Origin of the sequence: Sphingobacterium ginsenosidimutans (genome assembly GCF_039536865.1) — a bacterium.
Lineage (GTDB): Bacteria > Bacteroidota > Bacteroidia > Sphingobacteriales > Sphingobacteriaceae > Sphingobacterium > Sphingobacterium detergens.
In genome coordinates this window covers 277048-296790 of record NZ_BAAAZK010000005.1, presented here as the reverse complement: position 1 = coordinate 296790, position 19743 = coordinate 277048, and the positions used below count along the sequence as shown (strand labels likewise).

The following is a 19743-nucleotide window of genomic DNA, read 5'->3' as shown; positions in this document are numbered from 1 at the left end:
TAAAACTCCCTTTCCTTCGCAAAAAGGCATTTAATAAAAAGGCTTATGTCTGATTCAATTTATCCAGTGACTAACCTTGAGACAAACTCTCAACTAACAGGGACTTTATAGGGACCTCATTCGGACCTTGTCCGGACCTTATTCGGACCTTATTCGGATGAAAGCGAATAAAGTACCTATCAATCCCCTATTATATTAGGATAAAATTCCTGTTAATTAGAAGGTTGATGCACAGTTGCCCGTAAGATAGTACGGTCGTACTTCATAGCAGATACGGCGCATAAAACTTAAAAAACAAATGCATGAATGACTCGCATGTGGCAGAGCAAGTACGCGGTGGGTATCGTATAAGATCAAAAACGAAAAAAGCGGAATCACCCTGAGATGATTCCGCTTTTCTATATGATAAAGACAGCGTCTTATTTATACAATGGGAATTCTGCCATCATGGCTTTCACTTTACCATGGATCTTATCCAATTCAGCATCATTGGATGCATTTTTCAATGCCTCATCAATTAACTCTCCGATTTGAATAATATCATTTTCTTTGATACCACGAGTAGTGATTGCGGCTGTACCGAAACGCACACCTGAAGTTACAAAAGGAGAACGTGTATCAAAAGGAACCATATTTTTATTGGTTGTGATACCTGCTTTACCCAATACGGCTTCAGCTTCTTTACCAGAAATATCTTTGTTACGTAGATCAACCAACATCAAATGGTTATCTGTACCACCAGAGATAATCTTATAATCTCGATCAACGAAGAACTTTGCCAATGCAGCAGCATTTTTCTTCACCTGAACAATGTATTCCATATACTCGTCTGACAAGGCCTCACCGTAAGCAATTGCTTTTGCAGCAATTGTATGCTCCAAAGGACCACCTTGCGTACCAGGGAAAACAGCTAAATCCAACAATTGCGTTATCGTACGGATTTCACCTTTGGGTGTTTTGATACCCCAAGGGTTTTCAAAATCCTTACCAACCATAATCATACCACCACGAGGACCACGTAGTGTCTTGTGTGTCGTAGTTGTAACAATATGACAATGAGGAAGTGGATCATTCAATAGACCACGCGCGATCAAACCTGCTGGATGGGAGATATCAGCCAAAACAATCGCACCGATTTCATCAGCAACTTTACGGATGCGTGCATAGTCCCAGTCACGGGAGTAAGCTGAAGCACCACAGATGATCATTTTTGGTTTTTCACGAAGCGCGGTTTCTTCCAACTGTTCGTAATCAATTAGACCTGTTTCTTCTTTTACACCGTAAAATAATGGTTGATAGATCTTACCAGAAAGGTTTGCTGGTGATCCGTGAGTCAAGTGTCCACCATGAGATAAATCAAGACCTAAAATTTTGTCTCCAGGTTTGATTGTCGCCAAAAAAACAGCCGCATTTGCCTGTGCTCCAGAGTGAGGTTGAACATTTACCCATTCTGCGCCAAATAATTGCTTTGCACGATCAATTGCGATGGTTTCAATTTCATCCACAACTTCACAACCTCCATAGTAACGTTTTCCTGGGAGGCCTTCTGCATATTTATTTGTCAACACTGAACCAGCAGCTTCCATCACTTGTTTTGAAACAAAGTTTTCCGAAGCAATTAATTCAATACCTTCTTCTTGGCGTTTCAGCTCATCAGCTATTAAATTAAAAATGGCTTGATCTCTTTCCATTGTTTTTAAATGTTGTAAAGTAAATTTTGTTTTTATTTTAATGCCTCAAAGATAGCATATTCCATAAAGAATATCGACAAAAAGCCATATTTTATTAAATGTTCCTAGAAAAATGAGCTTATTTATGCGAATTAGCTAATTAACCAAGGTATCCGTTTAACTCCTATCTGGATTCACACAATCCAATAAAAATTGAATGTTTTGTAAATGTCAAAAAATCCAAGGCGGGCGATTTGCGATTAAAAATATGTATTTTTGTTAAAGAATTGGCTAAAACATTATCAAAATGAGCACAGAACATACAGCAATTGCTCCTGTTACCTTAACGCAAGGGGCAATCAAGGAACTCAATAAATTAAAAGATCAGCAAGAAATTTCTGATGATTTTGGTTTACGTGTCGGTGTAGAAGGAGGCGGTTGTTCGGGTATGAGTTATATCCTTGGTTTTGACCAGAAAAAAGATGGAGACAACGAGTACGAAATTGAAGGAATCCGTATTTTTATGAACAAAGCACATGGCTTATACCTTGCAGGCATGGAAATTGACTTCAAATCAGGACTTGACGCAAGAGGTTTTACTTTCAATAACCCAAATGCAAGTAGCACTTGTGGTTGTGGAAGTAGTTTTTCAGCATAAGTTGAAATTTGCACATATTCCAATGAAAAAGGGATTGCGGATAGCAATCCCTTTTTCATATTAGCCCTCCGTAACAGCAAACCTGATCGACTGTTTCGGAAAATTCAACCGCCCCTTATTCCACGTATTCCTGCTACGATCGCCCTATCTCCTAGCTTTCAGTTCGACTTCATCAGCCACCATGATTGTGTAATCGTTGATCATTGACCGTATCGGGGATTTTCAAAAATATTTTGCTCATCATATAATGATACTACAGCAACAAAGCCCTCTTTCTTTTTCCATCATAATTCACTAAATTAGCGACCTTTAGAAAAGAAGCATACAACAGTCTGATGTACAAAGAATATAAGCAGTTAAATTTACCTGAGATTGGTAAAGAGATTTTGACCCGTTGGGAACAGGAAAAAATATTCGAAAAAAGTATCAATAATCGCCCTGAGAGCAAGTCATATACATTTTTTGAAGGGCCACCTTCTGCAAATGGAATGCCTGGAATCCATCACGTGATGGCTCGTACGATTAAGGATATTTTCTGTCGCTACAAGACATTGAAAGGCTACCAGGTAAAACGAAAAGGAGGCTGGGATACCCACGGCCTTCCAATTGAACTTGCCGTCGAGAAAGCTCTTGGTATTACTAAGGAGGATATCGGCAAAAAGATTACCGTAGAAGAATATAATGACGCTTGCCGCAAGGAAGTGATGAAATATACCGATGTATGGAATGACCTAACCAACAAAATGGGTTATTGGGTCGATCTTGAACATCCTTACATCACGTATAAAAACGAATACATCGAAACCTTATGGTATTTGTTAAAAGAGCTCTATAAAAAAGGCTTATTGTATAAAGGTTACACCATTCAACCTTATTCACCTGCTGCAGGTACAGGATTGAGTTCCCATGAGCTTAATCAACCGGGTACGTATAAAGATGTGAAGGATACAACAATTGTTGCTGAATTCAGATTGATCAAAAGCCAGCTCCATCCAGCGATTGAAAAGTTAGTGGATGATGAAGCCGAAGATATTGCATTTATCGCTTGGACGACTACGCCTTGGACCTTACCGTCCAATACAGCTTTGGTTGTTGGCAAGAAAATAAACTATGTCAAAATCAGAACTTTCAATAAATATACAGGTGCACCAGTATCTGTTGTATTGGCAAAAGATCTGGTCAGCAAGCATTTTAAAGCAGAGGGGCAAGATGCCTCTTTCCAAGACTACAAATTGGGTGATAAAGTTATCCCTTGGGAACTTGCAACAGAATTTGTAGGGGAAGAGCTTGTTGGCTTGCGCTATGAACAATTGTTGCCTTATATCACCAATGAAGATTTACAAGAAAATGCATTCCGCGTCATCCCTGGTGACTTTGTGACCACTGAAGATGGTACAGGTATCGTGCATGCTGCGCCGACCTATGGTGCAGATGACTTTCGTGTAGCAAAAGAACACGGTGTACCGGGTATTTTGGTCAAAGACGAAAATGGGAAAGATGTTCCTACGGTAGACCGTACAGGTCGTTTCGTGAATGAAATCACCGATTTTGCAGGACGATTTGTAAAAGAGGAATACTACAGTGCAGAAGAGCGTGCGAAAGAAGATTTCAAACCTACTGACGTCTTGATCTCGATCAAACTAAAAGAGGATAACAAAGCATTTGATGTTAAAAAATACGAGCACACCTACCCACACTGTTGGCGTACAGACAAGCCGGTTTTATACTATCCATTGGATAGCTGGTTTATCCGTACTACTGCGGTAAAAGAGGATCTGGTCGCTTTAAATAAAACGATCAACTGGAAACCCGAAGCAACTGGAACAGGACGCTTTGGAAACTGGTTGGAAAACCTGGTCGATTGGAACCTTTCCCGCTCTCGTTACTGGGGTACACCACTTCCAATCTGGCGTTCAGAAGATGAGAATGAAGAGGTCTGTATCGGTTCGTTACCTGAATTAAAGTCTTTGTTAGAGGCCTCCCTGACTTCGGATGTGCTATCGGCAGATGAGAAAGCGAAAAACCAAGCCTATCTAGATAAATTTGACACAGAAAAGCTAGATTTACACCGTCCATATGTTGACGACATCGTTCTTGTTTCTGATGCTGGTCAAAAATTATTCCGTGAGCCTGACTTAATTGACGTATGGTTCGATTCGGGAGCAATGCCTTATGCACAATGGGGATTGGATCATGAGAAGCTGGCAAAAGGTGAAGAGTTTCCATTTAAAGATGGATTCAATCATGCATACCCTGCAGACTTCATCGCCGAAGGTGTGGATCAGACTCGTGGATGGTTCTTTACGCTACATGCGATCTCTACAATGATGTATAAATCGGTCTCTTTCAAAAACGTTGTTTCCAATGGATTGGTATTGGATAAAAACGGAAATAAGATGTCCAAACGCTTAGGCAATGGTGTTGATCCTTTCTCAACGATCGATCAATATAGTGCTGATGCTACCCGTTGGTATATGATCAGCAATGCTGCTCCTTGGGACAATTTAAAATTCAACATGGAGGGATTGGATGAGGTACGCCGTAAGTTCTTCGGTACGCTATACAATACCTATGCATTTTTTGCGCTTTATGCCAACATTGATAAGTTCTCCTATGCAGAACCAGATATTACATTAGAAAACCGTCCTGAAATCGACCGCTGGATTGTCTCGTTACTAAATTCACTAACGAAAGAAGTAGATGAATATCTAGCGGATTACGAACCGACGAAAGCCGCACGTGCAATCCAAAACTTTGTGGATGAACACTTGAGTAACTGGTACGTTCGTTTGTGCCGTCGTCGTTTCTGGAAAGGAGAATATACCGAAGATAAAATTTCTGCATATCAGACATTATACACTTGTCTGGATACCATTGCGAAATTAATGTCACCAATATCGCCATTCTTCTCGGATAGACTATTCCTGGATTTGAATACTGCAACCAATAAGGAACAAGTTGAGTCAGTTCACTTAGCCAACTTCCCGGTATACGATGAAAAACTAGTGGATAAAGATCTGGAAGAACGTATGGCCCTGGCGCAGGATATTTCGTCTTTGACACTTTCACTACGTAAGAAAACGTCGATCAATGTGCGTCAGCCATTAAACAAAATCCTCGTCCCAGTACTGGATAGTGCTTTCCAGGAGAAGGTGGAAAAAGTAAAAGATTTGATACTTTCGGAAACCAATATCAAAGATATTGAGTTCATTACGGATACAACTGGTATAATCAAGAAAAAAATAAAACCAAACTTCAAAGCTCTTGGCGCGAAAGTTGGTAAGGATATGAAGTTAGTTTCTTCAGCTATCCAATCGTTGACTATAGATCAAATCAGCACATTGGAATCAGCCGGTGAATTGGCCCTAACAGGTACGCCATATACTATTCTATTAAGCGATGTAGAAATTATAGCAGAGGATGTGGAGGGATGGCAAGTTGCTAATCTGGGTAAATTGACCGTAGCATTGGATGTTCATATCACCGAAGAATTGAAGAAAGAAGGTTTATCAAGAGAGTTGATCAACCGTCTACAAAATTTACGGAAGGAAAAAGGACTTGAGGTGACTGATAGAATTAACGTAAAGTTAACAGCAGCCTCAGAAGTAGTCAATGCAGCGAAAGAAAATTTATCTTATATTTGCACCGAAATTCTAGCCGATTCATTGGTATTTGAAGATTCACTAACTGAAGGAGAGACCATCGAGATCGATGGCAAAGAACTTAAGGCATTAATCCAAAAAAATTAAATTATGGCAAACAACAACGAGAAAACACGCTATAGCGATTCAGAATTACAAGAATTCAAAGATATTATCTTGGACAAGCTTAGAATAGCAAAAGAAGAGCTTTCCTCGTTGACAGCAACGCTCAATAACAGCAATGCGAATGGTACAGACGATACTGCGGGCACATACAAGACCTTAGAAGACGGCTCTGCAACTTTGGAAAAGGAACAAACCAACCAATTGGCTGCACGTCAAAAGAAGTTTATCGACAATCTGGAAGCAGCGTTGGTGCGCATCGAGAACAAAACGTATGGTATCTGTAGAGAAACAGGAAAACTGATCCAAAAAGAACGTTTGAAAGCTGTTCCGCATACAACCTTGAGCATCGAGGCGAAAAACAAACAATATTAATTTTAGGTAAAAATATATGGTCTTTGCGTAGGCAAAGACCATTTTTATAGCACAATGAAGGGGTATACGAAACCAGTCGCACTGATTGTCGCGATTCTTTTAATAGACCAATTGTCAAAAATATGGGTTAAGCTCTCTATGACAATTGGACAAAGTCATCACATATTAGGTAAATTCTTCCAAATCCATTTTATTGAAAACAATGGGATGGCCTACGGAATGGAATTTGGTGGTGATTACGGGAAATTGTTCCTGACCGTGTTTCGGATACTGGCCGTAGCTGGTATTGGGTATGGTCTACATTACATGATCAAGAATAAATACAACCGTGGCTTTATATTAAATGTCGCCCTGATTCTTGCTGGTGCTTTGGGAAATATCATTGATTCAGCATTCTATGGTGTGATCTTCAGTGACAGTACTTTTTACGACAAGGCATCTTTATTTCCGGCGGGTGGAGGATATTCATCCTTCCTGCATGGAAAAGTAGTTGACATGCTTTATTTTCCTTTAATTGAAGGTACTTTCCCTACTTGGGTACCTTTTTGGAGTGGTGAAGAGTTTCTATTCTTCCGGCCGGTATTCAACATTGCAGACTCAGCTATTTCAGTGGGGGTCGTACTGATACTATTATTCCAAAAACGTTATTTCAAAACAGAAAAAGAAGAGAAATCGAGTATCCATAGCGAAATCGTTGAAGATTAACGAAATATCTTACAAAAGCCTTGTTAATCGCAAGGCTTTTCTTTTAAAACGTTAAAAACGGGGATCGTATTCTGATTATCAAGCAATCTGGTCATATAGGTTATGACGGTCTCCATACTAAATACCAAAAAATGAAAAACATTAACTTATTCCTTATCGTCTGCGCACTTTTTGTGACAAAAGTGGCACAAGCACAACAAATTGAAATCCCGAATCTAAAAAAACATATCTACTACCTGGCGGATGACAAAATGCAAGGTCGCGGGACAGGTAGTAAAGAAGTGTTCAAAGTAGCGGACTATATCGAAAAGGAGTTTAAAAAATATAAATTACAACCCAAGGGTGAAAAAGGCTATCGCCAATCTTTTAAAGCAAAGGTGTGGAAGGTAAAGGTAGCTGACAGTATTCGTAATGCTGACAATATTATAGGTTTTATCGATAATGGAGCCCCGCTGACAGTTGTGATAGGTGCGCATTACGATCACTTGGGAACAGGTCGCCAAGGTAGCTCAAAAGACTCGCTAGGTGTTGGTAAAATCCACAATGGTGCTGATGACAATGCTTCGGGTACTGCTGGTTTATTGGAACTCGCCCGTTATTTTAGCAGCAATAAGGAAAAAGAGCCTTATAATTTATTATTTATCGCTTTTGGTGCCGAGGAGCTGGGTCTGGTGGGTTCCAAATATTTTACCGAACACCCTACCCTACCGTTGGAAAAAATCACGGCAATGCTTAATATGGATATGATCGGCCGCTACAATCCCGACAACGGTCTTGCCGTCATCGGATACGGAACAAGCAGTCAATGGCCGACTATTTTCAAAGATATCCAAGCGCCTATCAAGTTCAACTTAAGCAAAGACGGTAACGGCGGGTCGGATCAGACTTCATTCTACAAAAAGAATATTCCCGTATTATTCTTCCATACTGGCGGACATCCCGACTATCATATGCCAACGGATGATGCAGACAAAATCGATTACAATTCATTAAAATCTATTCTGGATCTAGAGAAATCGGTAATCGAGAATATCATGAAACAATCAAGTAAAATGGACTTTATCTGGACCAACTAAAACGGATAAAATAATCCGTTGATGACCTTTTAAAATATAGCCTAGGCTCGAGGGCAAACGAGAGCGGATTTATTAAGGTACTTTAGATACCCGCGAGATTAAAACACAGATAAAAAAATAAGTATACGGATGAAAAAAATTCTTGTCACAGGATCCAATGGCTTTTTGGGTCAGAAGGTCGTTGACCTATTTGCTGGAAATAATCTTTATGAGGTTACAGCCATTTCAAAAGGCCCGAATAGAAACCCGAATCAAGCAGGATATATTTTCTATCAAGTTGACTTGTTGGATCAGATCCTATTAGCGGATTTTTTATCCAACCATATTTTTGATGCGATTATACACACCGCTGCTATGACCAGTGTGGAAGCATGTGAGGCCGATAAAGCTGCCTGCCAGCTGATCAATGTAGATCTGGTACAAACACTAGCAAGTTACTGCGAAAAAAATAAGACACAGTTGATCCATCTCTCTACCGATTTTGTATTTGATGGCAAAAAAGGCACTGCCTATAATGAACTGGATGCCCCCCACCCACAAAGTGAGTATGGGAAAAGCAAATATGCCTCTGAACAAGTACTGGCACAGTCTTCCTGTCCTTATGCGATCTTACGTACAATTTTGGTCTACGGTATCAACGGAGATCCGAATCGTTCCAATCTAGTCCTTTGGGCGAAGGCAAAGCTCTCCCAAAAAGAAGCTATAAAAGTGGTTAATGACCAATGGAGAATGCCTACCTTTGTAGATGATTTAGCGCATGCTTGTCAATTGGCTATTGAACGACAAGCTCAGGGAATATTTCATATCTCTGGAGCGGAGTTGATGTCCATCAATGAGGCGGTTTATAAAATCGCAGATTATTGGAAACTGGACAAAACATTGATTTCAGAAATCAGCGCGGCGAGTATTGGACAAGCGGATAACAGGCCGCGCCAGACAGGTTTTGATCTCAGTAAATCCGAAAAAGAACTGGGCTATGTACCAACAACATTTTTGAAATCTTTGGAAATAATTGATAGCCAATTCAAAGAATTTGGACGATAATGACAAAAAATGATATGATAGAGAAATTTGCTAGAGAGTCATACACGGAGATGAACGAATTGGTCCTACCTAACGATACCAACACATTTGGAAATCTAATGGGCGGCCGTTTATTATACTGGATGGATATCTGTTCAGCTATTGCCGCACAAAAACATTGTAGCAATGTGGTCGTTACAGTATCTGTGGATAATGTATCTTTTAAACGATCGATCAAATTGGGTGAAGTGGTCACCATACAAGCGCAAGTGACACGTGCATTTAACAGCTCCCTAGAGGTACGCATGGAAATTTTCGCATCAAATCTGCCCGAGGGCACACGTGTAAAAACCAATGAGGCTTATTATACCTTTGTTGCTGTAGACGCCGACAACAACCCCAAAGCCGTCCCTGTGTTGATCCCGGAGACAGAGCCAGAACACAAAGCTTACGAGGATGCGCTACAACGACGAGAACTTCGCCTTATTCTGGCAGGAAAATTAAAACCCGAAAATGCAAAAAAACTAAAAGCATTGGTCAGTTTATTTAGCCAAAAGAATTGATACCTTATGCTATAATTGCAGTAAATAAAAAGAGAGAACATATATACAAGTTCTCTCTTTTTATTTATAATCCTGTCCAAACAGGAGCAGTATGTTAGTCTAGCATTCTTCTAAATCAACTAGTCCTCGTTACCTAAGGCTAAGATTCGATCAAATTCCTCCGGTTTAAGTGGCATCACCGATAGGCGGCCCTGTCTTACCAAAGCGATATCCTGTAACTGTTCATCTGCTTTGATCGTCTCCAGGGTGACAGATTTCTTCAATGTTTCAACAGGAGCCAGATCCACGACAACCCAACGTTCATCATCTGTCGTTGGGTCCTGATAAAATTCTTTCACCACTTTTGCGACACCAACCACATCCTTTCCTTCGTTGCTATGATAGAACAGAACCAAGTCCCCTTCTTTCATCGCTTTCATATTATTCCTAGCCTGGTAATTGCGTACACCATCCCAAAACGTCCGTCCATCTTTATTGAATTGTTCCCAACTATATTTAAATGGTTCAGATTTTACTAAGAAATATTGCATAGTCAAATATTTGTTAAGCGTTAAAAACTATTGTTGCGGCATTAATACTTCCATTTTATCCGCAAAATGCGCACAGTAGTCACGCAAGTCACCGATCACCTTCTCAGCCATGGGATCTCCACCTGAGGAACGGATAAAGGAATCGCCCAAGGTTTGTAAGGTTTCATAAAAAAAACGCTTCATTTCATCATAAGGCATGTCTTTGGTCCAAAGGTCAATGCGCATTGAATTTTTATAATGAGAATCCCATAGGGCTAAAAACATTGCTTTAGCAGGTAATTCTTCTGCATTATTCCCATCTGTGGACGACCACATGATGTTTTCAGGAACATTGTTTTCGTCCAGCTCTACTTGTAATTTTATTTCCGCTTTTTTCATTTTAGTATTGAGTATTGAGATATGAGTATTTAGTATTGAGATTTCAGTTTTGTAAGCCCATGGCATACATCGTATCTCTTCTTATTTTTTTATTTTCCACTACGCAAATGTCACTTTAACGATCAGGCTAGCAACACAGACGACCAGCAAAAACGCCAACTGTAGCATCCACATTTTTTTATTCTCTTTAATGAGTACTCTAAACAAAATATCAACGATTGTCAGTAGTACCATCAAAGCTATAAATGCCCCCCATGTAAATAGTGCCTTTTCGTCATTGGGATTTTCCATAACAAACCAAGCTACCAAGCATGCACTAGCGATATTTAATGGAGTAAACCGCATTCTTCACCTATCGCTTCTTGAAATTACGATTTGATCCTGTTGCCTTACCACCACCAGACTTCCCTTTGCTCTTGGCTTTCGGCTTAAAGCCCGAGGCACGTTGTGCTTCACGTACTTCCTTTTGTTTGATCACATATTTCTTTTCATGGAAGGCTCCCTGATAATCTGGATTGTCTTTTTTCTTTTGATTATCAATATCACGTGCGATATCCTGTTTCTCCTGAAAAGGTGTTTTCTCAATAAATACCTCTTCCGGAATTGGATGTACCGGAATACTCTGCTTAATCAATTTCTCAATTTTTCGGACATAATATTTCTCGGCCTCATTACAAAAAGTGATTGCATCCCCTTCATTGAAGGCTCTACCGGTACGTCCGATACGATGCACATAGTCTTCGATAACAATAGGAACTTCGAAGTTGATTACGTGGCTCACATTGGACACATCAAGTCCCCGTGCTGCGACGTCCGTTGCAACTAGGATACGGATATTTCCCTCCTTAAATGCGTTGATCGAGTTTATACGGGTATTCTGTCCCTTATTCGCATGAATGACACGAACTTCATCTTTGCCATATTTACGCTCCAGAAAATGAAAAACGTTATCTGCAACCTGCTTTGTTTTACAAAAAACAATCAGTCTACTAAAAGCTTCATCATCTTTCAATAGATGCTGCAGTAAATTCAGTTTTGTTTTTTGATTAGGGACAAAATACAAAGCCTGGCTAACCGTTTTTGCGGGAGTCGCTTGTTCAGACACCTCGATAACGGTAGGAAAAGCAAGAAAATCTCCAGCGATCTTACGAACAAGCTCACTCATTGTTGCTGAAAACAATAGATTTTGGCGTTTGCGAGGAACGATTTCCAATACGCGGTGGATTTTGCTGATAAATCCCATATCCATCATCTTGTCCGCTTCGTCCAAAACTAAAAATTTGAGTGATTTAACGACGATATGTCCTTCTAAATATAAATCAAGGAATCGCCCCGGTGTAGCAACGATAATATCAACTCCTTTTTCAAGTGTTTCTATTTGAGTTTTTGGTCCTAATCCGCCATATAATACAACAGAACGTAAATCAAGGTAAGTAGAAAATAATTTGATGTTCTCCTCGATCTGCATCGCCAGCTCGCGGGTTGGTGTTAAGATCAGGGCGCGTGCATCAGTTCCTTGTGCATACTTCAATTTCATCAACATGGGCAATACAAATGCAGCTGTCTTTCCGGTTCCGGTCTGAGCTATTCCCATCACATCCTGCCCCGCCAATATCGGTGTAATTGCCTTTTCTTGGATCTCAGTCGGTTGTTCATACCCCGCTTCTGTGACCGCATTTAAGATCTGTTTATTGAATTTAAAATTTTCAAATGATTGCTGCATCCGACAAAGATAAGGAAAAGAGTCCATTTGACTTTCTTTGATAACCAATACGGTACACATTTACTTTTAATTGACATAAAAATTGGAAAAAAGCACAATATAAAGTCTATTATTTTGGTTTTTAATAGAATTAAAGCATTTTTGTAGGGTATAAACAAACTTTTTATCAGGTTGATATGAAAAAATTATGGATGTGTTTGTTGTTGATAACAACAAGCTTTGCTGCATTTGCCGATGAGGGAATGTGGTTTTTAATGTATCTGAAGCGTCTAAATGAGGCCGATATGCAAAAGAAAGGCCTTCGTTTAAGTGCCGAAGAAATCTACAGCATTAACAACTCGAGCTTAAAAGATGCTATCGTGCAATTCAACGGTGGCTGTACAGCAGAGATTGTGTCTGACCAAGGCTTGGTATTCACCAATCACCACTGTGGCTATGGCGCTATTGCCGAATTGTCTACACCCGAAAATGACCATTTAACAAATGGTTTCTGGGCAAAAACAAAAAGCGAGGAATTGAAGCCTAAATCATTATCTGTACGCTTTTTTGTACGCATGGATGATGTTTCGAAACGTATCTTAGGTTTGGTCAACAATAAAATGACTGAAGATGAGCGTAACAAAATCATAGCAGCTGAGATCGCAAAAATCCAAAAGGAAAACAGCGAAAATGGCAAATATGTTGTTGAGGTAAAATCTTTCTACCAAGGGAATGAATATTATTATTTTGTATACCAAGATTATAATGACGTGCGTCTAGTGGGAACTCCTCCAAATAGTATTGGTAAATTCGGTGGCGACACCGACAACTGGGAATGGCCCCGTCATACAGGTGACTTTTCAATTTTTCGCGTGTATGCAGACAAAAACGGAAACCCAGCAGAATATGCACAGGACAATGTTCCATTGAAACCAAAACATTTCTTACCTGTTAGCTTAAAAGGTGTTCAAGAAGGCGATTTTGCTATGATCCTTGGTTACCCGGGGCGTACCAACCGTTGGATGCCTTCAGGTGGCATCAATCAAAACGTGAAATTTGCGTACCCAGCTTGGGTTGAAGCATCTAAAACAGGTATGGATGCTATGAAGAAATTCATGGATCAGGATCAAGCTGTCAAACTAAACTATGCTTCGAAATACTCTCAGGTAGCCAATTACTGGAAAAATCGTCAGGGTATGATTGATGCATTGACCTTACATAAAACAGCGGCATCTAAAGCTAAAGATGAGGTTAAATTTGACAAATGGGCAAATCAAGCCGCCAATAAAGCGGAATACGGTGATGTAATCAAAACAATCAATGCATTTTATAGTGCAACAAATGAGAAAGCGAAACACGATAATTACCTGATGGGTATGATCCGTTCCAGTGCAATCGCTACGCTACCTTATTCGATCGGTTCTGGTTTAGAAGTTTATGCTGCGGGTGATGAAGCGCGCAGAAAAGATATTCTTCCACGTTTAAAATCAGCAATCGATGCAGGCTACGAAAAAATGTATATGCCTTTAGAAGAGCAGGTATTAATCGATGAATTGAATCTATATGCAAAAAAAGCTGGGAATATCGCTCCATATGTTGCTGAATTAGCTGCTAAAAATAACAACGATTTCACAGCCTATATCAAAGAATCGGTAAAAAACAGCATTTTTGCTTCTGCTGAGCGTTTAAACAATTACTTGGAAAAACCAAATGCTGAAATTTTAGCAAATGATCCATTGTATAAGTTATCTTCGGCATTGATCAACAAATACCGTGAGGAAGATCCTAGCGCGAAAGCTGAGCATGACAAGTTTGACGCAGCTTACCGCAAATATGTTGCAGGTGTATTGGCCTCCAATCCAAAAGGTAAATTCTATCCGGATGCAAACAGTACATTGCGTCTTTCTTATGGCACTATCAAAGGCTTACCAAAAGACCCTCGTAACGATGCTGACAAGAACTTCTATACAACCTTAAAAGGTACTGTTGCGAAATACAAAAAAGGTGACGAAGAGTTCGATTTGCCACAACGTTTGATGGATTTGTACAAAAATAAGGACTATGGCCGTTACGCTGACAAAAAAGGATATTTACCAGTAAACTTCCTAAGTAACAACGATATAACTGGTGGAAACTCCGGTTCTCCGGTAATAAATGGCAATGGCGAATTAATTGGCCTAGCTTTTGATGGTAATATTGAGGCGATGGCTGGTGATGTGATCTTCGACCATAAGCTACAACGTACAATTTCAGTTGACATCCGTTATGTATTATTTATCATCGATAAATTTGCTGGGGCAACGAATATTATTGAGGAACTTAAGATTGTTGAATAGTTTTTTTTAAGCTTTTTCGATAAAAAAAAACGAAATTTATTTTCAATTTGATTCGTTTTTGTATATTTAGGGAGTGTTTAGGAAAAAACCATAAAAACTAAAATTATAATTATAAAAAAATGGAAAACTACGTAAAATTAAAAGAGTTAGTAGCTTCTATCGAAGCTGATGCAGACAAGTTCTTCAACAATGGTAATTCTGCTGCTGGTACACGTGTACGTAAAGGATTACAAGACATCAAAACCTTAGCACAAGAAATTCGTAACGAAGTTACTGCTAAGAAAAACAACGGAAAATAATCTTTCTTGAGTTTACATAAAAAAGGCCTTTCAAATGAAGGGCCTTTTTTACGCACTAATGCGACCTAAAGCTTGTTACAAGTAGTAACAGCCCATCACAAGGTTATACACCTTCACACCAAGATAACCACCCACAACTGCATTTAGTTTGTCGTAAACTTGCTTTCTATTCAAAGGTTTGTCTTTTTTCTTAAGAAGCTCGTTAGAAGAAATAGTTACAGGACTCAGCTCTACTTTAGTGGCAAACATATTATAATGGAGCTCCGGGACAGCCAAACCCAAAATCATCCCAGGTAGACCATTGAATGCAGACGGCCCGCCAGATACGGGAATCTGATCTGTATAAAATGCGACAGCATAGATTGAGTCAAGTACAAGCCCATTAGCTCTGCGGCATTGATATCCTGCGATCTCTCTGTACTCGTTTGTAATTTTCCATTTAATCTTCAGCGTAGAATCGGCTATTACAATCCGTTCTCCTCCCAATTCAAATGTAGATTTGAATTCCTTTGTTTTCAAATGTTGATAACTGCTGATTCCCGATTCGAAAATCCCCATCCGCATCAGCTGCTCAGCGGCCTCAGGGTAATCCTCAGGAACATGTTCATAAAGCACCTCATTTGTAGAAAACTTCAACGTCTTTTTGAGGACTTGATTTTCTGGCGCATGTTCCGCCATTCCCTTAAATGCATTTCGGCTCTCTTCGTCCTTAGCATAAGCTCCATAACGCTTGATCAAATTTTTAAGAAATACGGTTTTCTCAAAAGTAATTGTTCCCTGATCTGGAAAATAAGCATATTGCCCCTCCGCTACCTTTCCCAAACATAGTATTAAAAATAGGGTTATTATATTTCTGATCGTTCTCATTTTATTTTGATTTGACTAACATCTTATTGATTTCCCAGCTCAGTTTCACCATATAATATCTACCGATGGTATTAAATCGGCGCTCAGTCAGAAGTGTTCCATTTTGATTTCGTTCAAAGCCAATATTTTGGTTCAATACGTCATTGATCATAAATGTCAGTTCGAGCTTCTCGTCTTTCATAAACTTTTTTGATAGTCCGGGACTCAGCACAAAACGCTCGAATTTCTTACTATAAACCGCCGTTGGTGCCTGATATATGTAGTTAAATTCTGTCCGTAATACAAATTTGGCTGGCAGGAAGTATTTAAATTCTCCATTAGATGAGAATGTAAACCCTTTACTATCTTCCATCATGCCAATCGAATTATCCTGGATGACATATCCCGGTGAAACCTCAATTCCAAAATCCAAACCTTTTGTTGAAGACTTTTGAAGTCCATAACTCAAAGAATAGGTCTGAAACTTTGCATTGGCTAAAACATTATTCACGTAATTATAATTATTACCGATAGAAATAGCTGGCCCTCCACCGTGTCTCAATTGGTACTTTTTCCATAAAATCCCATAATACATTGGTCTTATGCTAATTTGATTATTGGCATTATTGTTCAAGTTATCCCAAATAAAGGTCGTTTTACCGACAGAGTCGATTGTGGTATTTTGCACCAAAGCATTCTTCGTTCGGGAAGCATTGATGTAAATACCGTAAAACTCACCTGTAAGAATGGAGAAAGATCTAAAATTTAAATTCAATTCATTCGTATAAGATGGCTTTAAATTTTCATTTCCTAAATATTCGTTCAATGGATCAAGATTTGAGCGTAGTGGCTGAATCTGATTGAGTGAAGGTAATCCATTTGTTCCTCTATAGATCACGGAAATCGATCTATTTTTTTTAATCTCATAATTTAAATCCAAAACGGGATTATAGACAAAAAAAGATCTGGACAAGTGTGCGTCGTCCGCCCTGTTCAATTGTGACAAATCACTATTTTCAAACCTGTTGGCAATGTTAACAACAAATTTTTCCATCGGCTTATAGTTGATCGAAAGATTATAGGTGTTCTTCGTTGTTTTGTACAAAAAGTCATTGCTATACACATCATCCTTATCGTGATACTTTCCTGTGTTCAGATTTTTGTTCAGGGATTCTACCGAATTACTATTACGGTTAAAATTAATACCGTATTCAAAAGCTAGTATGACCTTTTTTGATAAAGGTTCAGAATAAGACAGCTCACCACCAGTTGTAAATGTATTGTTATCAATGACCTTTTTCTGATCCAAGGTTGTATTTCCCACAGAATCTCCATTTCTATAATAAACTAAACTTGAATATAGCTTTTGCTCACCATCCTGCTTACTTCCTGAGGTGAAATAATTGATTGTTAATGAACGACCCATTTTCTTAAATCGTTTCACATAAAGTGCTGAAGCATTATACTCCTCTGACTTGGTATCATTGTTAAGATCTCGGATATTTCCATTAACCAGCTGATCAAATTGGTTGACCGTGTTTGAAATAGTCCTTGAAGAACTGATATCGCGTTTCCTATTAGCGCCTGCCCATACTGTCAAATCGGATAAAGAATCTATTTTAAATTCATATTTCAGTCCCACATTATGTCTTTTATTATCACTGGAAGCAGCGGTAATGTTATTGCTAATCAGAATGGTATCTCTCGCCGCATTTCTGGTAAATATACTTCTATCCAGATCTACATTTGACTGGCTATATTTATAGTCAATCCGCCAGGAATGTTTCTTATTTGCGGTTTTATCCGAGTATAAGAACCCTGTATTGAGAGACTTTGGAATTCCTTCGCCCTCAAAGTTTCCGGAACCGTCCCCATCACCGCCTATACTTGAAGCTTCCTGACCATTCAATCCTGTTTTGCCTGTATTACTTGCGATCAAATAAGTTGAAACCCGAAAAGATTGGTTGAAATAATTCAAAAAACCTTGACCAAGATAAAATTTATTGTTTCCTCCTCCAGCATCGACTTTTCCAAAAACACCGCGCTTGGCTTCCTCTTTTAGCTTAACATTGATGGTCTGTGTACGTACACCATCATCAATACCAGTTTTCTCTGCTTTATCAGATTTTTTCTCATAGACCTGAATCTTATCCACCATATCCGAACGGATATTTCGGCTCACCAATTTTGGATCGTCACCAAAAAATTCCTCCCCATCAACAAGCATCTTTTCAACGGTTTTCCCTTGTGCGGTAATCTTTCCAGAAGCATCTACAGTAATTCCGGGCAAAACTTTCAAAAGATCCTCAACCTTTGCATTCTTTTCTACCTTGAAACTCCGGGCATCGTATTCTGTTGTGTCTCCCTTTATTGTTATTGGAATCCGGCCCGTTACGATTACCTCCTGCAATAAAGTAGCACTATTTGTAAGCCCAATCGACAAGTTTGAATAATCTCTCTTTGGTAAGATGTCGGCATAATATTCGCCATATTTTGGATAGGTTACGATAAGCACATATTGGCCAGTATCTGGCTGTAATAGAGAGAACCTCCCTTCTTCATCGGATCGGGTGAAGTCCGTCAGAATCGAATCTTTGGCAGTTAACAACATAATTGTCGCATTATGAAGTTTAAGCTTATCTTTTGCGTCTTTAATTTTTCCCTCGATTTTGGATTGCGCATGAACTGTTCCGCATAAGCAAAGTAGAAAAAGTAAAAGTGATAACCACACTCTTTTCATAAAATTTATTAAATGGTATTTAATGACAAATTATAATAGCAGGCAAAACTACTATTTTACTGGATATTTTTTACTTCGTCATAAAAAAAAATAACTATGTAATGAAAAAATCACTAGAAGATTCAATCTAAGTCAAACGAAATCAACAACGTTTCATGTAAGATCATCAATATAAACATTGATTTTATTTTGCCACGATCAACAAAGGGCTATCCATAGATAACCCTTTGTTGATCGAAACAGCTCCTACCTCCAATCGCATTGATCATTGAATAAGCTGACCTTCCTACAAATTGCCTAGCTCCATGATAAATTGAACTGTTTCTTTATTCATGTGCTGCGACAATACAGCCGAAATCTGATCGGTCATTGTCTTTCTGCTCATCCGTTTCATTTTGCTTTTTTCGAATCTCTTCTTATCCATGACTACATCATTGCTCAATTCGACTTTAGTGGCAAAATAAGAAACGTGCTGACTTGGTACCACCAATCCAAGGATCATCCCCGGAAGCCCGTTAATAGACTCAGGTCCACCACTAATCGGAATTTCGTTACAATAATACCCGATCACATAAATCGAATCAGCGGTAAGACCATTAGCTCTCCGGCAGCTGTATCCAGCAATTTCGCGATACTCGTCGGTAACTTTCCATTTGATACGTTTCATCGTGTCTTCCACAATAATCTTTTCGCCAACGATATCATTATACCTTTGGAAAGATCGAGTCGTCATATTGGACAAGGTAATTCCTTCAAAATCCAAAGCGAGCATCATGATATATTGCTTGACCACCTGATCCAGATGATCATCTTTGACCGGTTCAAACAAGGTTTCATTGGCATTGAATTTTAAGGTCTTTTTCAATACTGCATTTTCTGGCAGTTTGGGCAGCACCTGTTCAAAAAACATTTTTGATTTATCATCAGCTTTTGCTAAGAATTTCTTACCCACAATATTCTTTATGTACATGGTCTTATCGTAGGCAATGCTCCCAGACCTCCCGAATAGGGTGTACTGTGCCTTGAGGCTTAGCATAGTGAAGCATAAAAAGAGAAAAACGATATATTTTAGCATGGT

The 19743-nt window shown here is 39.1% G+C and carries 17 protein-coding genes; 9 read left to right on the top strand and 8 right to left on the bottom strand.

Annotation, left to right across the window (positions count from 1 at the left end):
• Positions 1 to 419 precede the first annotated feature (419 nt).
• Entirely contained in the window at positions 420 to 1691 is a 1272-nt protein-coding gene (gene glyA, locus ABFX33_RS10205) for a serine hydroxymethyltransferase (protein ID WP_257093901.1), read from the bottom strand.
• Positions 1692 to 1977: 286 nt separating this feature from the next.
• Here glyA and ABFX33_RS10200 point away from each other — a divergent pair, with 286 nt between their 5' ends.
• From ABFX33_RS10200 to ABFX33_RS10170, 7 genes are all read left to right on the top strand, one after another.
• Entirely contained in the window at positions 1978 to 2328 is a 351-nt protein-coding gene (locus ABFX33_RS10200; protein WP_346085906.1) for a HesB/IscA family protein, read from the top strand.
• 335 nt (positions 2329 to 2663) lie between these two features.
• On the top strand, positions 2664 to 6077 hold the full coding sequence (gene ileS / locus ABFX33_RS10195) for an isoleucine--tRNA ligase (RefSeq protein WP_346085904.1): 3414 nt from the start codon (positions 2664 to 2666) through the stop codon (positions 6075 to 6077).
• 3 nt (positions 6078 to 6080) lie between these two features.
• Positions 6081 to 6467 carry a TraR/DksA family transcriptional regulator gene (locus ABFX33_RS10190; protein ID WP_046674049.1) on the top strand — a complete coding sequence of 129 codons (387 nt, stop codon included), beginning with the start codon at positions 6081 to 6083 and terminating at the stop codon, positions 6465 to 6467.
• 54 nt (positions 6468 to 6521) lie between these two features.
• The gene (locus ABFX33_RS10185) at positions 6522 to 7172 is read left to right on the top strand and encodes a lipoprotein signal peptidase (RefSeq protein ID WP_257093902.1); all 651 of its coding nucleotides are present in this window, start codon (positions 6522 to 6524) and stop codon (positions 7170 to 7172) included.
• A 131-nt stretch (positions 7173 to 7303) separates the two neighbouring features.
• Positions 7304 to 8248: a M20/M25/M40 family metallo-hydrolase gene (locus ABFX33_RS10180; protein WP_120261573.1), complete on the top strand. Its 945-nt coding sequence runs from the start codon at positions 7304 to 7306 to the stop codon at positions 8246 to 8248.
• A 129-nt stretch (positions 8249 to 8377) separates the two neighbouring features.
• Positions 8378 to 9292 carry an SDR family oxidoreductase gene (locus ABFX33_RS10175; protein WP_346085902.1) on the top strand — a complete coding sequence of 305 codons (915 nt, stop codon included), beginning with the start codon at positions 8378 to 8380 and terminating at the stop codon, positions 9290 to 9292.
• Between the two features lie 14 nt (positions 9293 to 9306).
• Positions 9307 to 9834 carry an acyl-CoA thioesterase gene (locus ABFX33_RS10170; RefSeq protein ID WP_257093904.1) on the top strand — a complete coding sequence of 176 codons (528 nt, stop codon included), beginning with the start codon at positions 9307 to 9309 and terminating at the stop codon, positions 9832 to 9834.
• 119 nt (positions 9835 to 9953) lie between these two features.
• On the opposite strand, the gene ABFX33_RS10165 is transcribed toward ABFX33_RS10170, so the two are convergent.
• The 4 genes from ABFX33_RS10165 to ABFX33_RS10150 all read right to left on the bottom strand — a co-directional run bounded on the left by ABFX33_RS10165 (position 9954) and on the right by ABFX33_RS10150 (position 12465).
• On the bottom strand, positions 9954 to 10364 hold the full coding sequence (locus ABFX33_RS10165; protein ID WP_257093906.1) for an EVE domain-containing protein: 411 nt from the start codon (positions 10362 to 10364) through the stop codon (positions 9954 to 9956).
• A 27-nt stretch (positions 10365 to 10391) separates the two neighbouring features.
• Positions 10392 to 10742, bottom strand: coding sequence for a gliding motility protein GldC (gene gldC, locus ABFX33_RS10160; protein ID WP_088160288.1), 351 nt, complete (start codon positions 10740 to 10742; stop codon positions 10392 to 10394).
• 99 nt (positions 10743 to 10841) lie between these two features.
• Positions 10842 to 11087 (bottom strand): hypothetical protein, encoded by a 246-nt coding sequence (locus ABFX33_RS10155; protein ID WP_346085899.1) that lies wholly within the window; start codon positions 11085 to 11087, stop codon positions 10842 to 10844.
• Between the two features lie 7 nt (positions 11088 to 11094).
• Positions 11095 to 12465 (bottom strand): DEAD/DEAH box helicase, encoded by a 1371-nt coding sequence (locus tag ABFX33_RS10150; RefSeq protein WP_346085897.1) that lies wholly within the window; start codon positions 12463 to 12465, stop codon positions 11095 to 11097.
• A gap of 176 nt (positions 12466 to 12641) precedes the next feature.
• Between ABFX33_RS10150 and ABFX33_RS10145 the strand changes: the two genes are divergently transcribed.
• Both ABFX33_RS10145 and ABFX33_RS10140 read left to right on the top strand, forming a co-directional pair.
• Positions 12642 to 14780, top strand: a complete 2139-nt coding sequence (locus ABFX33_RS10145) for a S46 family peptidase (protein WP_346085895.1) — start codon at positions 12642 to 12644, stop codon at positions 14778 to 14780.
• A 119-nt stretch (positions 14781 to 14899) separates the two neighbouring features.
• Positions 14900 to 15079, top strand: coding sequence for a histone H1 (locus ABFX33_RS10140; protein ID WP_257093909.1), 180 nt, complete (start codon positions 14900 to 14902; stop codon positions 15077 to 15079).
• A gap of 75 nt (positions 15080 to 15154) precedes the next feature.
• Here the strand turns inward: ABFX33_RS10140 and ABFX33_RS10135 are convergent, their stop codons facing one another.
• The 3 genes from ABFX33_RS10135 to ABFX33_RS10125 form a co-directional block, all read right to left on the bottom strand.
• Positions 15155 to 15946, bottom strand: coding sequence for a GLPGLI family protein (locus tag ABFX33_RS10135; RefSeq protein WP_257093910.1), 792 nt, complete (start codon positions 15944 to 15946; stop codon positions 15155 to 15157).
• A 1-nt stretch (position 15947) separates the two neighbouring features.
• Positions 15948 to 18665 (bottom strand): outer membrane beta-barrel protein, encoded by a 2718-nt coding sequence (locus ABFX33_RS10130; protein ID WP_346085892.1) that lies wholly within the window; start codon positions 18663 to 18665, stop codon positions 15948 to 15950.
• Between the two features lie 286 nt (positions 18666 to 18951).
• A complete protein-coding gene (locus ABFX33_RS10125) occupies positions 18952 to 19740 on the bottom strand; it encodes a GLPGLI family protein (protein WP_346085890.1) in 789 nt (262 codons plus the stop codon).
• Between the last annotated feature and the right edge of the window lie 3 nt (positions 19741 to 19743).

Excerpts from the sequence above, each read along its gene's own strand:
- glyA (WP_257093901.1), bottom strand. The coding sequence starts at position 1,691 with ATGGAAAGAGATCAAGCCATTTTTAATTTAATAGCTGATGAGCTGAAA.
- ABFX33_RS10200 (WP_346085906.1), top strand. The coding sequence starts at position 1,978 with ATGAGCACAGAACATACAGCAATTGCTCCTGTTACCTTAACGCAAGGG.
- ileS (WP_346085904.1), top strand. The coding sequence starts at position 2,664 with ATGTACAAAGAATATAAGCAGTTAAATTTACCTGAGATTGGTAAAGAG.
- ABFX33_RS10190 (WP_046674049.1), top strand. The coding sequence starts at position 6,081 with ATGGCAAACAACAACGAGAAAACACGCTATAGCGATTCAGAATTACAA.
- ABFX33_RS10185 (WP_257093902.1), top strand. The coding sequence starts at position 6,522 with ATGAAGGGGTATACGAAACCAGTCGCACTGATTGTCGCGATTCTTTTA.
- ABFX33_RS10180 (WP_120261573.1), top strand. The coding sequence starts at position 7,304 with ATGAAAAACATTAACTTATTCCTTATCGTCTGCGCACTTTTTGTGACA.
- ABFX33_RS10175 (WP_346085902.1), top strand. The coding sequence starts at position 8,378 with ATGAAAAAAATTCTTGTCACAGGATCCAATGGCTTTTTGGGTCAGAAG.
- ABFX33_RS10170 (WP_257093904.1), top strand. The coding sequence starts at position 9,307 with ATGATAGAGAAATTTGCTAGAGAGTCATACACGGAGATGAACGAATTG.
- ABFX33_RS10165 (WP_257093906.1), bottom strand. The coding sequence starts at position 10,364 with ATGCAATATTTCTTAGTAAAATCTGAACCATTTAAATATAGTTGGGAA.
- gldC (WP_088160288.1), bottom strand. The coding sequence starts at position 10,742 with ATGAAAAAAGCGGAAATAAAATTACAAGTAGAGCTGGACGAAAACAAT.
- ABFX33_RS10155 (WP_346085899.1), bottom strand. The coding sequence starts at position 11,087 with ATGCGGTTTACTCCATTAAATATCGCTAGTGCATGCTTGGTAGCTTGG.
- ABFX33_RS10150 (WP_346085897.1), bottom strand. The coding sequence starts at position 12,465 with ATGCAGCAATCATTTGAAAATTTTAAATTCAATAAACAGATCTTAAAT.
- ABFX33_RS10145 (WP_346085895.1), top strand. The coding sequence starts at position 12,642 with ATGAAAAAATTATGGATGTGTTTGTTGTTGATAACAACAAGCTTTGCT.
- ABFX33_RS10140 (WP_257093909.1), top strand. The coding sequence starts at position 14,900 with ATGGAAAACTACGTAAAATTAAAAGAGTTAGTAGCTTCTATCGAAGCT.
- ABFX33_RS10135 (WP_257093910.1), bottom strand. The coding sequence starts at position 15,946 with ATGAGAACGATCAGAAATATAATAACCCTATTTTTAATACTATGTTTG.
- ABFX33_RS10130 (WP_346085892.1), bottom strand. The coding sequence starts at position 18,665 with ATGAAAAGAGTGTGGTTATCACTTTTACTTTTTCTACTTTGCTTATGC.
- ABFX33_RS10125 (WP_346085890.1), bottom strand. The coding sequence starts at position 19,740 with ATGCTAAAATATATCGTTTTTCTCTTTTTATGCTTCACTATGCTAAGC.